The sequence below is a fragment of the Devosia salina genome (assembly GCF_019504385.1).
Taxonomy (GTDB): Bacteria; Pseudomonadota; Alphaproteobacteria; order Rhizobiales; family Devosiaceae; genus Devosia; species Devosia salina.
Map to the genome: position 1 here is coordinate 133,886 of NZ_CP080590.1, position 14,144 is coordinate 148,029.

Genomic DNA, 14,144 nt, shown 5'->3' on the forward strand with positions numbered 1-14,144 from the left:
GAGACGCGCATGACCAATATCGTTTCTGCCGCCGATCCGGCGCCGCGCATGGGGCTGCTCAACCAGCTCCGCGAGTTCTGGTACTATTTCTCCGTCAATCGCGGCGCAGTCATCGGCCTTGTCGTGTTCATCCTCCTGGTGCTGACCGCGCTCTTTGCCAACTGGATCGCACCGCATTCTCCCATTGAGCAGTATCGCGATGCGCTGCTGCTGCCGCCCTCCTGGGTCGAGGGAGGCCGGAGCGGATTTCTGCTCGGAACCGATGCGGTGGGGCGCGACATCCTCTCCCGCCTCATTCATGGCGCGCGCTATTCGCTGCTGATCGGCACCGTGGTCGTCGTCATTGCCCTGGTAGCGGGCGTGGTTCTCGGCCTGATTGCCGGCTATGCCGGCGGCTGGGTCGATACCGTGCTCATGCGCGTCATGGACCTGATCCTGGCCTTCCCCTCGCTGCTGCTGGCGCTTGTGCTGGTGGCCATCCTGGGGCCGGGCCTGATCAACATGATGATCGCCATCGCCCTGGTGCTGCAACCGCACTTCGTGCGCCTCACCCGCTCGGCGGTGTTGGGCGAGCTGGGCAAGGACTATGTCACCTCCGCCCGCGTGGCCGGTGCCGGCCATCTGCGACTGATGTTCCGGACCATCCTGCCCAACTGCCTGGCACCGCTGATCGTCCAGGCGACGCTGAGCTTCTCGAGTGCGATCCTGGATGCGGCCGCCCTGGGCTTCCTGGGCCTGGGCGCCCAGCCGCCGACGCCGGAATGGGGCACCATGCTGGCCGAGGCGCGGCAGTTCATCCTGCGCGCCTGGTGGGTAGTGACCTTCCCGGGCCTGGCCATCCTGATCACGGTGCTGGCCATCAATCTCATCGGCGACGGGCTGCGTGACGCGCTCGATCCCAAACTCAAGCGGAGCTGAGCCATGCCCCTTCTTGAGATCAAGAACCTGACTGTCGCGTTCGACACCTCGGTGGGCCTTTTCAAGGCCGTCGACGGCATCGACATCTCCGTGGACGCCCGTGAAGTGCTGGCCATTGTGGGCGAAAGCGGTTCGGGCAAATCCGTGGCCATGCTGGCCACCATGGGCCTGCTGCCCAATACCGCGACCGTCACGGCCGACGTCATGCGCTTCGAGGGCAAGGACCTGCTGGCCATGAGCCCGGCCGAACGGCGCCAGATCATTGGCAAGGACATTGCCATGATCTTCCAGGAACCTGTTGCCAGCCTTAATCCATGCTTCACCATCGGCTTCCAGATCGAAGAGGTGTTGACCTGGCATATGGGCTTGCGTGGCCGGGCGGCGCGGGATCGGGCCATCGAATTGCTCCGTCTGGTCGGCATCCGCGACGGCGCCGAACGGCTCGGCGCCTTCCCGCACCAGATGAGCGGTGGCCAATGCCAGCGCGTCATGATCGCCATCGCGATCGCCTGCAATCCAAAGCTCCTGATCGCCGACGAACCGACCACGGCGCTGGATGTCACCATCCAGAAGCAGATCCTCGACCTCTTGGTAAAGCTGCAGTCCGAGACCGGCATGGCGCTGATCATGATCACCCACGACATGGGCGTGGTCGCCGAAACGGCAGACCGCGTGATCGTCCAGTACAAGGGGCACAAGATGGAAGAGGCCGATGTGCTCTCGCTGTTTGAAAACCCGCAATCGAACTATACCCGGGCCCTGCTTTCGGCCCTGCCCGAGAATGCCGTGGGCGATCGCCTGCCGACCGTCTCCGACATGATGTTCGAAGCCGCCCCGGGAGTGAGCCGATGACCACTCCCGTTCTCGAAGTCCGCGATCTCAAGCGCGACTATGTCGTCTCGGGTGGCTTCCTGCGGCCCGCCAAGGTTGTGCATGCCGTAAAAGGCGTCAACTTCACCCTCGAAAAGGGGAAGACCCTGGCCGTGGTGGGCGAAAGCGGTTGTGGCAAGTCTACCCTGGCCCGGATGATCACTCTGATCGATCCGCCGACCTCCGGGGAAATCCTCATCGATGGCCTGCCCGCCAGCGCCGCCCATGTGACCCGCGAAATGCGCCAGAAGGTGCAGATCGTGTTCCAGAACCCCTATGGCTCGCTCAATCCGCGGCAGAAGATCGGCGACGTGCTGGCCGAGCCATTGCTGCTCAATACCGACATGCCGGCTGCCGAAAGGCGCGAAAAGGCCATGGCCATGCTGATCAAGGTTGGCCTGGGTCCCGAGCACTTCAACCGCTACCCGCACATGTTTTCGGGCGGACAGCGCCAGCGCATCGCCATTGCCCGCGCCCTGATGCTCAACCCGAGCTTCCTGGTGCTCGACGAGCCGGTCTCGGCCCTCGACCTCTCGGTCCAGGCGCAGATCCTCAACCTGCTCAAGGACCTGCAGGACGAGTTCGGCCTCACCTATGTCTTCATCAGCCACGACCTTTCCGTCGTGCGCTATATCGCCGACGAGGTGATGGTGATGTATTTCGGCGATGTGGTCGAACATGGCAGCCGCGATGCGGTCTTTGCCGATCCGCAGCACGACTATACCAAGACCCTGTTCGCTGCCACGCCCCGGGCCGATGTCGAGAGCATCCGCGCCCGCATCGCCCGGAAAAAGGCCGCAGCCTAGAGCGTTTTCGGCAAAAGTGGACACCACTTTTGCGGTTCGGACACGCGACAGAACGAGGGCCTAGACCACGACGCGCTGCCCCTCCTGTCCGGAGCGGATCAGCGCGTCGATCAGCCGATGTACCGCCAGGGCCGTGTGGCCGGTCGACACCGGTTGCCGGCCCTGCCGCACGGCTTCTGCAAAGTCGGCGATCTGGGCCATATGCCAGTCGAAGGGGAAAGCCATCGGGTCGGCTCCGCCACCCGAATTGCTGGCTTCCCCGATGGTTTCGGTGCGGCCGTCAAACCAGTTGAGGGTAAGATTGCCGCCGGTCAGGGTCGCCGTGGCACGTTCGCAATTGAGCGTCAGGCTTTCCGCCCCGCCGGGGAAATTGGCGGTGGTCGCCATCAGCCCGCCCACGGCGCCATTGGCAAATTCGAGCCCGCCGGCCACGAAATCCTCGGTCTCCATCTGGTGGAAGCCGGTGGTGGCGGACAGTGCGGTCACCGCCCGGACCGGGCCGGTCAGGCTCAGCATCAGGTCGAGCGAATGGATCGCCTGGGTGATCAGCACCCCGCCGCCATCCTGGGCGAAGCTGCCGCGTCCGGGCTTGTCATAATAGCCATGCTGCGGCCGCCACCAGGGCACGACCAGATGCACGGCGTGCAGGGCGCCCAACTCGCCCTTCGCCATCTTTTGCGCCAGCGCCATGGAGGCGGCGCGGAACCGGTGCTGGAAGATGATGCCCAGCGTCACCCCGGCTTTTTCGCAGGACGCCACGATCCGTTCGGCCGCTGCCGTGGTGCGCTCCACCGGCTTTTCCATCAGCACATGCTTGCCCGCCCCGGCCGCCGCGGCGACGATCTCCTCGCGGGCATTGGGCGGGGTCAGCACCAGGATAGCCTCGATTGCCGGATCGGCCAGCATGGCCTCGTAGCTGGGGGCGGCGGGAAAGTCGTATTCGGCACAGAACTGGTCGAGTTCGGCGCGGTTGCGCCGCCAGACGCCACGCACCTCGATCCGGTCTCTCAGGGCATTGAGCGCCTGCGCGTGCGGCTTGGCTGCCATGCCGGCGCCCACCACGCCCAATCCGAATGTCTTCTGTTCAGCCACCATTCAGCCGCCTCCTCCTAAGCCTTGGTTGCGCCACGATTCCGGCGCTCAACTCCCCGACAGGGGACATGGGAGAGGGACCTATCATGAAATTGGTTGGGATTGTTGCTGCGCTTTTCGTGGCGGCAGGCATTGCCTTGGCTGGCTGGTTTGTCGGGACCGCGCTGGTCGAAAGCCGGCAACCCCTGCGGGTGGTCACGGTCAAGGGCCTCAGTGAGCGCTCGGTCGAGGCCAATCTGGGTTTCTGGCCCATCCGCTTCGTGGCCACGGGACCGACACTGGAGGCGGCGCGGGCGAGCCTTGAGACCTCCGAGGCCGCGGTGCGCGCTTTCCTCGATGACCGCGGCTTCGTCGCCGATGAGATCCAGGTGCAGAACGTTCTCGTGGAGGACCGCGCTGCTGGCTACAATTCGGGCGCGATGAACGATGAGTATCGCTTCGTCCTGACCGAGGACATGCTGGTCACCACCGACCGGGTGCAGGACCTGGCCGAAGCCAGCCGCTCGGTGGCCGACCTGCTGCGCCAGGGTGTGGTCTTTTCCTCGGACGCCTATAGCGCGGGCGCCAGCTTCGTCTTCACCGGCATCAATGATCTCAAGAGCGAAATGCTGACCGAAGCCACTCAGCGCGCCAAGGAAACAGCCGAGCAGTTCGCCACTGAATCGGGCGCACAGGTTGGCGATATCCAGACCGCCAATCAGGGCGTGTTCGAAATCCTGCCGGCGGTGGAAATTCCCAATGACCGGCCGGAAAAGCAGATCGACAAGAAGGTCCGCGTGGTCACGACCATCACCTATTTCCTCGTCGACTGAGAATCCGAAAGGCTGTCCGGTCCGCGCGCCAGCTGGCCCGATGCCCGGCCTCAGGCCGTGCGGGCCGGTAGGGTCTTGCGCAGGAAATCCTCGAGCGCTTCGCGGCTCATCGGGCGGGCAAAGGCATAGCCCTGCAGGATATCGCAGCCCAGGTCGCGCAGGATGACCGCGTGTTCCATGGTCTCGACGCCCTCGGCAACGATCTCGATATCCATGGACTTGCCGATATCGACAATGGAGGCGACGAGCTGGCGCTGTGCCGGCTCCTCAAGGATGGGCATGACCAGCTGGCGGTCGATCTTGAGGCGGCGCGGATGCAGTTTCTGCAGCGAGACGATGGACGCATAGCCGGTGCCGAAATCGTCGATCTCGACATCGATGCCCAGTTCTTTCACCTGGTCGATATTCCAGGCGACGATGCCGTCGCTTTCATCGAGATAGATCGATTCCACCAGTTCGAACGCCAGCCGCCCCGGCGCCAGCTTCAGGCTCTTCAGGCTCTCGACAAGCCCTTCGTCGTGCAGGCGCCGCAGAGACACATTGACCGATGCGCGAGGGACATGCAGGCCCATCGCATCCCAGCGGGCCAGGTCGGACAGCGCCTGGTTGAGGATCAGGCGGTCGATCTGGGCGACCACATTGAGCTCCTCGGCGACATCCATGAAGCTGTCGGGTGCCTTGAGGCCGTCCAACGGATGCTGCCAGCGTGCCAGCGCCTCCACCCCGACCAGCTCGAGACTATGGGCGTCGAATTGCGGCTGGTAATGGGCCAGGAAGGCGTGCGTATCGAGGCCCTTGAGCACCTCGTCGGCCACCCGTTTGGTGCGGACCACCTCGGCTTGCAGGGCTTCGGTGAAGAATTCGTGCCGGTTGCGGCCCAGCGCCTTGGCGCGATAGAGCGCGATATCGGCATTGACCAGCAATTGCCTGACGTCGATATCGGCGGCGCGCGAAACGGCCACGCCGATGCTGACGCCGAAGCGGCACTCATGGCCCTCATGCACGGCCGGCTTGCGCATTTCGCGCACGATGCGGTCGGCGATCAGCTTGAGGCGCACATCGCTGGCGCCGGCACTGGAGAGGATGACGAATTCGTCGCCGCCGATCCGGGCCACGAAATCGGTTTCCCGGCAATTGGCGCGCAGCACCTTGCTGGCATGCACCAGCATCGCATCGCCCGCGGCATGGCCCAGCGTGTCGTTGATCTGCTTGAAGCGATCGAGGTCGATATGCAGCAATGCGATCGAGCCGCTGCCGTGATAGCCGTCGGCGGCGTGACGCTGCAGCACTTCGTCGAGATAGCGCCGATTGGGCAGGCCGGTCAGGCTGTCGTGCAGCGCATTGTGCTCGATGCGGATACGGGCCGCTTCCAGCTCGTTATTGCGCGCTTCGGCCTGGCGCTTGGCGCGCCGGAGATCTTCGTTGAGTTCGACGTCCCGGGTGACGTCCCAGTTGACGCCCACCACCGTGTTCTGCTGGCCGGGCTCGGAAGAGAGCGCCCCCACGGAGCGGACATAGCGCAGCGTGCCGTCGGGCAACAGCACACGATACTCGGTCTCGTAATAGCCTGAGGGGATCATGGTCCGGAAGGTGCTTTCGGCGCGCTCGCGATCCTCGGGATGGATGGCGGCTCGCCAATGCTCATGCGTGCGTGGCCCGCCGTCGGTGGGCATGCCGTAAATCTCGTTGTTGCGGTCGTCCCAGGTCTCGGCATCGGTCGAGAGATCCAATTCCCACACGCCGACCTTGGACACGTCCAGCGCCAGGTTGAGACGGCGGGTGAGCCGGGCCAGTTCTGCCTCACGTTCGCCCAGCTCGCGAATATGGTCGTGCCGCTCCCCGATCATCCGCGCGGTGAGAAAGACCGGGAACAGGATCAGGGCGCCGGCCGCCAGGATCAGCCCGCGCAGCCCCCAGGCGGAGAGCGGATCGGCATTCCAGCCGCCCTTTGGCACGGCGGCAATCTGCCAGCTGCCCGAGGGCAGCACCACGGCAGCCACAACCGGATGGGCCGCGTCCAGGTTCGGTCCAAAGAAGCGTTCGCCGGTGGCGCCGGTGCCATCCATGCCGGTGATGGAAATGTCGAGCCCAAGGTCGGGGTCGAGCAGGCCGCTATCGGCATAGAGCCGGTCGACATCGACCACGGCCGAAACCACGCCCCAGAAGCGCCGCTCCGCGTCCAGGCCGGAATAGACCGGGAAGCGGCCGATAAAGCCACGGCCGCCCTGGACCAGATTGACCGGCCCGGCAATGTTGAGCTGCCCGGTTTCGAGCACGGTCTTGACCGCGGACCATTGCGCCGGCACCTGCCGGTAATCGAGACCGATGACGGCCTCATTGCCCTTGAGCGGGTAGGTCATGGCGATGACAAGGTCGGGCGCCGCCGCGACCGAGCGCAGCTGGCTATCTTCCTCAAAGAGATTGCTGACAAGCGTGTCGAACCGCGCCTGGTCCATGTCCGGCTCGGTCGAAATGACCGACACCAGACCTTTGACCAGCTGGATATTGCCCGAAATATTGCCTTCGAGCTTGGCCCGGATCACCGAAATCTGGGCCAGCGTGTCGGCCCTGAGCCGGTTTTCGGCGATCTGCTGGTTCTGCCGGTCGAGCAGGATGGCAGCCACGCCCATGGCGACAAGCGCCAGCAGCATCGGCACCGCCATGGTCCGGCGCCAGTCTCCGCGATGTCCTTCTGCTTGAGCCTTGCTCATACCTTGCCCGAGAGCCCGCACCTGCTGTGGGAGCCGATATTAGGGGCGAGGCGTTGATGAGCCCCTTACCGGCGGGCCAATGTGGCCGTTTGGTTAATTCCGGGCAAACGGCTCAGGCCGGGACCTGCTCGAGCTCGATCAGCGTGCCGGTAAAGTCCTTGGGGTGCAGGAAGATGACTGGATTGCCATGGGCCCCGATGCGGGGGCGGCCATCGCCGAGCACCCGCGCCCCGCCGGCCTGCAGCCGGGCCATGGCCGCCGCAATATCGGGCACTTCGAAGCAGAGGTGATGCATGCCCCCGGCCGGGTTCTTCTCGAGAAAGGCGGCAATGGGCGAGGCCGCGCCCAATGGCTCGAGCAGTTCCACCTTGGTATTGCCCGTATCGATGAAGACCACGGTGACGCCGTGTTCGGGCAGGGCCTGCGCCGGCCCGATCCGGGCGCCCAGTTGATCGCGATAGGTTTCCACGGCCGCGGCGAGATCGGGCACGGCGATGGCGATGTGGTTGAGGCGGCCGATCATCGATTGGAGAGCCTTCCCTCGATCTCGTTGAGCACGGAAAAGGCGGCATCGAGCACATTGGTGCCGGGGCCAAAAATGGCAGCGACACCGGCCTCGTAGAGGAAGTCATAGTCGGGCTCGGGAATGACCCCGCCCACCACCACGGTCACCTCGCCCAGTCCACGATCCCTCAGCGCGGCGATGAGCTCGGGCACCAGCGTCTTGTGCCCGGCGGCGAGCGAGGAGACGCCCACCGCATCGACGCCGAGGTCATCGGCATGGGCGGCAACTTCCGGCGCGGTTTCGAACAGGTCCCCCATATGGACCGCAAAGCCGAGATCGGCAAAGGCCGAGGCGATGATCTTGGCGCCCCGGTCGTGTCCATCCTGCCCCATCTTGGCGATAAAGATGGAAGGCGCCCGGCCGCGCGCCGCCTTGAAGGCATGGACGCGATCGGCGACGGATTTGAGCTGCGGGTCCTCGCCATAGCCACCGGCATAGACCCCGGAAATCACCTTGGTCACGGCGCGGTGGCGGCCAAAGACATCCTCCATGGCCTGGGAGATTTCGCCCAAGGTGGCGCGCGCACGGGCCGCCTCGATGGCGGCCTCAAGGAGGTTCCCCTCGTCCTTGGCGGCAAACTCGCGCAGGGCTGCCAGCATGGACTGGCACTTGCCCTCGTCGCGTGTCGCGCGGATGCGCTCGAGCTGGGCGATCTGCTCGGCGCGGACCTTGGCATTGTCGATGGCGCGAACTTCGATCTTTTCCTCGGCCTCGACGCGATAGCGATTGACCCCGACAATGACGTCTTCGCCCCGATCCACGCGCGCCTGGCGGAGGGCCGCGGCTTCCTCGATGGCCAGCTTGGGGCCGCCCGATTGCACAAAGGCGGTCATGCCGCCCTGGGCTTCGGCCTCATCGATCAGGGCGCGGGCATGGTTGACCAGTTCAGCGGTCAGCGCCTCGACATAATAGGAGCCGCCCAGCGGATCGACCACATCGGTGATGCGGCTTTCATGTTGCAGGATGAGCTGGGTATTGCGGGCAATGCGGCTCGAAAACTCCGTGGGCAGCGCAATGGCTTCGTCGAAGGAATTGGTATGAAGGCTCTGTGTGCCGCCCAGCGTCGCAGCCATCGCCTCGATGGTGGTGCGCACGATATTGTTGTGCGGGTCCTGCTCGGTCAGCGACACGCCCGAAGTCTGGCAATGCGTGCGCAGCATTTTCGAGCGCGGGTCCTTCGCGCCCAGCCCGGTCATGATCTCGCTCCACAGCTGCCGCGCAGCGCGCAGCTTGCTCACTTCCAAAAAGAAGTTCATGCCAATGCCGAAAAAGAAGCTCAACCGCCCCGCAAAGCGGTCGATATCGAGCCCGCGGGCCTGCGCGGCTCGCACATATTCCATGCCATCGGCCAGGGTATAGGCCAGCTCCTGCACCGCCGTGGCTCCGGCCTCATGCATGTGGTAGCCGGAGATCGAGATCGAGTTGAAGCGCGGCATATGCTCTGCGGTATGGGCGATGATATCGCCAACGATCCGCATCGAGGGCTCGGGCGGATAGATATAGGTGTTGCGGACCATGAACTCCTTGAGGATGTCGTTCTGGATGGTCCCCTCGAGCTGATCCTGCCGGACGCCCTGTTCCTCGGCGGCCACGATGAACATGGCCAGGACCGGAATGACCGCGCCATTCATGGTCATGGAGACGCTCATCTGGTCGAGCGGAATGCCGTCGAACAGCACCTTCATGTCCTCGACCGAATCGATGGCGACGCCCGCCTTGCCGACATCGCCGACCACACGCGGATGATCGCTGTCATAGCCGCGATGGGTGGCCAGGTCGAAGGCGACGGAAAGCCCCTTCTGCCCCTTTTCCAGCGCCTGCCGGTAAAAGGCGTTGCTCTCCCGCGCCGTGGAGAAACCCGCATATTGGCGGATGGTCCAGGGGCGATTGGCATACATGGTCGCCCGCACGCCACGGGTGAACGGCTCGACGCCCGGGATTTCCGAGCCCTCGCCGAAATAGACAGGTCTCACCCCGATCCCGCCATAGTCGCGGTCGAGCGATGAGAGCGGCGTGTCGCGGAGTTCGCGCTGGGCGAGGGCGGCCCATTTGTCGTGACTATCGGACATAGTCTGCTCCTTCTGCCGGCGTCGCGTTTTGCGCCTCCCTCCCCCTTGAGGGGAGGGTAGCGTCGCTCGGCCCGCAGGGCCGAAGCAGAGCTGGGGTGGGGGTGTCGTTGTTTCGTCCAGGATTGGCCAGTTGGTGTTCGCCCAAGCCGCCGACACCCCCACCCTCGATCCCTCCCCTCAAGGGGGAGGGAGGCGAAAGAGCCAAGGCTTCCCTGCGAGCCATCACGAGACCGCCTCGAATTCGAGCATCACCGCATCCACCGCCAGCACCGCCCCAGGCACGACATGCACCTTGGCAACGCGGGCGCGCTTTTCGGCCTTGAGCACGTTTTCCATCTTCATCGCCTCGACGACGGCCAGCGTCTGTCCGTCCTCCACAATTTCGCCCTCGCTGACATCGATCCGCACCACCTGGCCCGGCATCGGGCAGAGCAGATATTTGCTCATGTCGGGCGGCACTTTGATCGGCATATGCTTGAGATATTGCGCCACATGGGGCCTGAGCACGAGCACCTTCAAATCGGCCCCGCGATAGCGGATGCGGAAGCCGGAGGTGGTCGGGTTGACCTTGAGCACGGCAAGTCCGCCGCCCGACCATTCCAGCCGCGCCAGCGTCTCGCCCGGCTGCCAGTGCAAATGCGCCGCCTGGCTGCGCCAGCCCATGTCCACGATCGTTTCCAGACCCTTCTGGTGCAAGATGACAGTTTCGGCCTTGTCATCCACCTGTACATGCCACTGGCTTTCCGCCTCGGCGCCGAGCCTGCGCGCCTCGCGACGTGCCATCAGCAGCGCGGCGGCGGCAACGACATCGGCGTGATGCGTCTCGCTGAGTTCGGCGCCCGCAAACCCGTCCGGGAATTCCTCGGCAATATAGCCCGTAGTGAGCCGCCCCTCGCGGAAGCGGGTCTGCTCCATCACGGTCGAGAGGAAGGGCAAATTATTGCCCACGCCTTCCACCTCGAAACTGTCCAGCGCCACCGCCATGGCATTGATGGCTTCGATGCGCGTGGGCGCCCAGGTGCAGAGCTTGGCGATCATCGGATCGTAGAAGGTGGAAATCTCGCCACCCTCGAAGACGCCCGTATCGTTGCGCACGACCAGCGCCTCGCTGACGCTTTCGGCCGGTGGCCGATAGCGGGTGAGGCGTCCCGTCGAAGGCAGGAAATTCCGGTAGGGGTCCTCGGCATAGAGCCGGCTTTCCATGGCCCAGCCGTCGCGTCTTACCTCAGCCTGGGTCAGCGGCAGCTTTTCGCCATTGGCCACGCGCAGCATCAGTTCGACCAGGTCCAGCCCCGTGATCAGTTCGGTCACCGGATGCTCGACCTGAAGGCGCGTATTCATTTCGAGGAAGTAGAACTTGCGGTCCTTGTCGACGATGAATTCCACCGTCCCGGCGCTGCGATAGCCCACGGCCTTGGCCAAAGCCACCGACTGCTCGCCCATGGCCTTGCGGGTGGTCTCATCGAGGAAAGGCGAGGGCGCCTCCTCGATCACCTTCTGGTTGCGCCGCTGGATCGAGCATTCGCGCTCGTTGAGGTAGAGCACATTGCCATGCCCGTCGGCGATGAGCTGGATCTCGATATGCCGCGGCTCGGTGACGAATTTTTCGATGAAGATGCGATCGTCACCAAAGCTGGACGCCGCCTCCGATTTCGAGCGTTCGAAGCCCTCGCGCGCCTCCGCGTCATTCCAGGCAATGCGCATGCCCTTGCCGCCGCCGCCGGCACTGGCCTTGATCATCACCGGATAACCGATGGACTTGGCGATGGTGACGGCATGCTCGGCATCGTCGATCAGGCCCATATGGCCCGGCACGGTCGAGACGCCCGCCTCGGCCGCGAGTTTCTTGGAGGTGATCTTGTCGCCCATCGCCTCGATGGCCGCCGGGGGCGGGCCGACAAAGATGATCCCGGCCTTTTCGAGCGCGGCCGAAAAGGCGGCATTCTCGGAAAGGAAGCCATAGCCCGGATGCACGGCCTGGGCGCCGGTTGCCCTGCAGGCGGCGATGATCTTGTCGATCTGGAGGTAGGAATCCTTGGCCGCCGATCCGCCGATATGCACGGCCTCGTCGGCCATTTTCACATGCAGCGCTTCCCGGTCGGCGTCCGAATAGACCGCGACCGTGGCAATGCCCATCTTCCGCGCCGTCTTGATTACCCGGCAGGCAATCTCGCCCCGATTGGCGATGAGGAGTTTTTGGATTGTCATTTTGTGTCCTCTTTGCCATCGGCATACTCGATGCGGCTCCCTCCCCCTCGCGGGGAGGGCCGGGGTGGGGGGCTCGCGGGCAGGGTGTTGAGGTACGAGCTCAGGACGTTGAACACGCCCTCCGGATTGTGCAGCACATCGCGGTTGCCAAAGCGCATCACTGTGAAACCTCGCCCTCGTAAGTAGTCGTCCCGCATTGCGTCGTTGCTTTGGACAATCTCGGTCCCATGACTGTCGCCATCGACCTCAACAATCAGTCCCGCATGCAGACACGCAAAGTCGACATAGTACGTCCCGATCAAGTGCTGGCGACGGAACTTCCAGCCGGCCTGTCGAAGGGAATGCGTGATCCGCCAGAACGCTTGTTCAGGCGGGGAGAATTGGCGGCGGAGTTTTCTGGCTAGGTCCCGGGACATTCGACCCCCCACCCCATCCCTCCCCGCAAGGGGGAGGGAGTTCTGCCGGTGTTTCTGGCTGACATCCTCGCCCTCACAACGGAATATTGTCGTGCTTCTTCTTCGGACCCTGCGCAGTCTTGTGGCGCAGCGTCGAAAAAGCCCGGATCACCCGGCGGCGTGTGCCGTGCGGCATGATGACGTCGTCGATGAAACCGCGTTCGGCGGCGACGAAGGGATTGGCGAAGCGGGCTTCATAGTCCGCCGTGCGCTGGGCGATCTTCTCCTTGTCAGAGAGTTCTGAGCGATAGAGGATCTCCGTCGCGCCCTTGGCCCCCATCACCGCAATCTCCGCGCTTGGCCAGGCATAGTTGACGTCGGCCTTGATGTGTTTGGACGCCATCACGTCATAGGCGCCGCCATAGGCCTTGCGCGTGATAACGGTGACCAGCGGCACGGTGGCCTCGGAATAGGCGAACAGGAGCTTGGCGCCATGCTTGATGATGCCGCCATATTCCTGCGCCACGCCGGGCAGGAAGCCGGGTACGTCGACAAAGGTCAGGATCGGGATTTCAAAACTGTCGCAGAAGCGGATGAAGCGCGCGGCCTTCTTGGAGGCATTGATGTCGAGGCAACCCGCCAGCACCAAGGGCTGGTTGGCCACCACGCCCACCGTATGCCCATCGAGCCGGATGAAGCCGCAGAGGATATTGCCGGCATGGTTCCTCTGGATTTCGAGGAAATCGCCCTCATCGGCCACCGTGGTGATCACCTCGCGCATGTCATAGGGCGTGTTGGCGCTGGCCGGAATGATGGTGTCGAGCTTGTCATCGCGCCGGTCGATCGGGTCGTGCGTCACCAGGCGCGGCGGCTTTTGCCCGGCGGCCAGCGGCAAATAGGAAAAGAGCCTTCGCACTTCGAGCAGCGTCTCGATGTCGTTTTCGAAGGCCGCGTCGGCGACCGAGGAGATTTTGGTGTGGGTCGAGGCGCCGCCCAGTTCTTCCTGGGTCACCGTTTCGTTGGTGACGGTTTTCACCACATCCGGCCCGGTCACGAACATGTAGCTCGTGTCCTCGACCATATAGATGAAGTCGGTCATGGCGGGCGAATAGACCGCGCCACCGGCGCAGGGCCCCATGATGACCGAGATCTGCGGGATGGCGCCCGAGGCCTGCACATTGCGCCAGAACACATCGGCATAGCCGCCGAGCGACGCCACGCCCTCCTGGATGCGCGCGCCACCACTATCGTTGAGCCCGATCACCGGCGCACCATTCTGCATGGCCAGGTCCATGATCTTGCAGATCTTCTTGGCGTGGGTTTCGCTCAGCGACCCGCCAAAGACGGTGAAGTCCTGGCTGAACACATAGACGAGGCGCCCTTCAATGGTGCCCCAGCCGGTCACCACGCCATCGCCGGGAATGATGGTGTCGGCCATGCCGAAATCGGTCGCTCGATGGGTGACGAACATGTCGTATTCTTCGAAGCTTCCGGGATCGAGCAGCACGTCGAGCCGCTCGCGCGCCGTCAGCTTGCCCTTGCCATGCTGGGTGTCGATGCGCCTTTGCCCGCCGCCCAGTCGCGCTTCAGCGCGCTTCTGTTCAAGGGCATCCAGAATGTCCTGCATCAAAAGCCTCCCGCTTGTCGTCCAGAGGCGACCTTATCGCCTTGATCCATCGCGCCCAAGACAGGAAAGGG

General features: G+C 64.1%; 11 protein-coding genes. 4 read left to right on the forward strand and 7 right to left on the reverse strand.

Annotated features, from left to right (window positions below; genetic code table 11):
• The first annotated feature begins 9 nt into the window (after positions 1-9).
• From K1X15_RS00725 to K1X15_RS00735, 3 genes are read left to right on the forward strand one after another with little or no spacing between them, the layout of a single operon-like run.
• A complete protein-coding gene (locus tag K1X15_RS00725) occupies positions 10-918 on the forward strand; it encodes an ABC transporter permease subunit (protein WP_220305626.1) in 909 nt (302 codons plus the stop codon).
• Between the two features lie 3 nt (positions 919-921).
• A complete protein-coding gene (locus K1X15_RS00730) occupies positions 922-1,770 on the forward strand; it encodes an ABC transporter ATP-binding protein (RefSeq protein ID WP_220305627.1) in 849 nt (282 codons plus the stop codon).
• The gene (locus K1X15_RS00735; protein ID WP_220305628.1) at positions 1,767-2,594 is read left to right on the forward strand and encodes an ABC transporter ATP-binding protein; all 828 of its coding nucleotides are present in this window, start codon (positions 1,767-1,769) and stop codon (positions 2,592-2,594) included. The genes K1X15_RS00730 and K1X15_RS00735 overlap by 4 nt, the downstream gene beginning before the upstream one ends.
• Positions 2,595-2,654: 60 nt before the next feature.
• Here the strand turns inward: K1X15_RS00735 and K1X15_RS00740 are convergent, their stop codons facing one another.
• Positions 2,655-3,689 (reverse strand): Gfo/Idh/MocA family protein, encoded by a 1,035-nt coding sequence (locus tag K1X15_RS00740; RefSeq protein ID WP_220305629.1) that lies wholly within the window; start codon positions 3,687-3,689, stop codon positions 2,655-2,657.
• Positions 3,690-3,772: 83 nt separating this feature from the next.
• On the opposite strand from K1X15_RS00740, the gene K1X15_RS00745 reads away from it, so the two are divergent.
• Positions 3,773-4,498, forward strand: a complete 726-nt coding sequence (locus K1X15_RS00745) for an SIMPL domain-containing protein (RefSeq protein ID WP_220305630.1) — start codon at positions 3,773-3,775, stop codon at positions 4,496-4,498.
• 50 nt (positions 4,499-4,548) lie between these two features.
• On the opposite strand, the gene K1X15_RS00750 is transcribed toward K1X15_RS00745, so the two are convergent.
• From K1X15_RS00750 to K1X15_RS00775, 6 genes are all read right to left on the reverse strand, one after another.
• Entirely contained in the window at positions 4,549-7,209 is a 2,661-nt protein-coding gene (locus tag K1X15_RS00750) for a bifunctional diguanylate cyclase/phosphodiesterase (RefSeq protein ID WP_240549606.1), read from the reverse strand.
• A 112-nt stretch (positions 7,210-7,321) separates the two neighbouring features.
• On the reverse strand, positions 7,322-7,732 hold the full coding sequence (mce, locus tag K1X15_RS00755; protein ID WP_220305631.1) for a methylmalonyl-CoA epimerase: 411 nt from the start codon (positions 7,730-7,732) through the stop codon (positions 7,322-7,324).
• Positions 7,729-9,843: a methylmalonyl-CoA mutase gene (scpA, locus tag K1X15_RS00760; RefSeq protein WP_220305632.1), complete on the reverse strand. Its 2,115-nt coding sequence runs from the start codon at positions 9,841-9,843 to the stop codon at positions 7,729-7,731. Before scpA ends, mce begins: the two co-directional genes overlap by 4 nt.
• A gap of 222 nt (positions 9,844-10,065) precedes the next feature.
• Positions 10,066-12,051: an acetyl-CoA carboxylase biotin carboxylase subunit gene (locus tag K1X15_RS00765; protein WP_220305633.1), complete on the reverse strand. Its 1,986-nt coding sequence runs from the start codon at positions 12,049-12,051 to the stop codon at positions 10,066-10,068.
• Positions 12,048-12,467 (reverse strand): endonuclease domain-containing protein, encoded by a 420-nt coding sequence (locus K1X15_RS00770; RefSeq protein ID WP_220305634.1) that lies wholly within the window; start codon positions 12,465-12,467, stop codon positions 12,048-12,050. The genes K1X15_RS00765 and K1X15_RS00770 overlap by 4 nt, the downstream gene beginning before the upstream one ends.
• 73 nt (positions 12,468-12,540) lie before the next feature.
• Entirely contained in the window at positions 12,541-14,073 is a 1,533-nt protein-coding gene (locus tag K1X15_RS00775; RefSeq protein ID WP_220305635.1) for an acyl-CoA carboxylase subunit beta, read from the reverse strand.
• Positions 14,074-14,144: the final 71 nt, after the last annotated feature.

Excerpts from the sequence above, each read along its gene's own strand:
- K1X15_RS00725 (WP_220305626.1), top strand. The coding sequence starts at position 10 with ATGACCAATATCGTTTCTGCCGCCGATCCGGCGCCGCGCATGGGGCTG.
- K1X15_RS00730 (WP_220305627.1), top strand. The coding sequence starts at position 922 with ATGCCCCTTCTTGAGATCAAGAACCTGACTGTCGCGTTCGACACCTCG.
- K1X15_RS00735 (WP_220305628.1), top strand. The coding sequence starts at position 1,767 with ATGACCACTCCCGTTCTCGAAGTCCGCGATCTCAAGCGCGACTATGTC.
- K1X15_RS00740 (WP_220305629.1), bottom strand. The coding sequence starts at position 3,689 with ATGGTGGCTGAACAGAAGACATTCGGATTGGGCGTGGTGGGCGCCGGC.
- K1X15_RS00745 (WP_220305630.1), top strand. The coding sequence starts at position 3,773 with ATGAAATTGGTTGGGATTGTTGCTGCGCTTTTCGTGGCGGCAGGCATT.
- K1X15_RS00750 (WP_240549606.1), bottom strand. The coding sequence starts at position 7,209 with ATGAGCAAGGCTCAAGCAGAAGGACATCGCGGAGACTGGCGCCGGACC.
- mce (WP_220305631.1), bottom strand. The coding sequence starts at position 7,732 with ATGATCGGCCGCCTCAACCACATCGCCATCGCCGTGCCCGATCTCGCC.
- scpA (WP_220305632.1), bottom strand. The coding sequence starts at position 9,843 with ATGTCCGATAGTCACGACAAATGGGCCGCCCTCGCCCAGCGCGAACTC.
- K1X15_RS00765 (WP_220305633.1), bottom strand. The coding sequence starts at position 12,051 with ATGACAATCCAAAAACTCCTCATCGCCAATCGGGGCGAGATTGCCTGC.
- K1X15_RS00770 (WP_220305634.1), bottom strand. The coding sequence starts at position 12,467 with ATGTCCCGGGACCTAGCCAGAAAACTCCGCCGCCAATTCTCCCCGCCT.
- K1X15_RS00775 (WP_220305635.1), bottom strand. The coding sequence starts at position 14,073 with ATGCAGGACATTCTGGATGCCCTTGAACAGAAGCGCGCTGAAGCGCGA.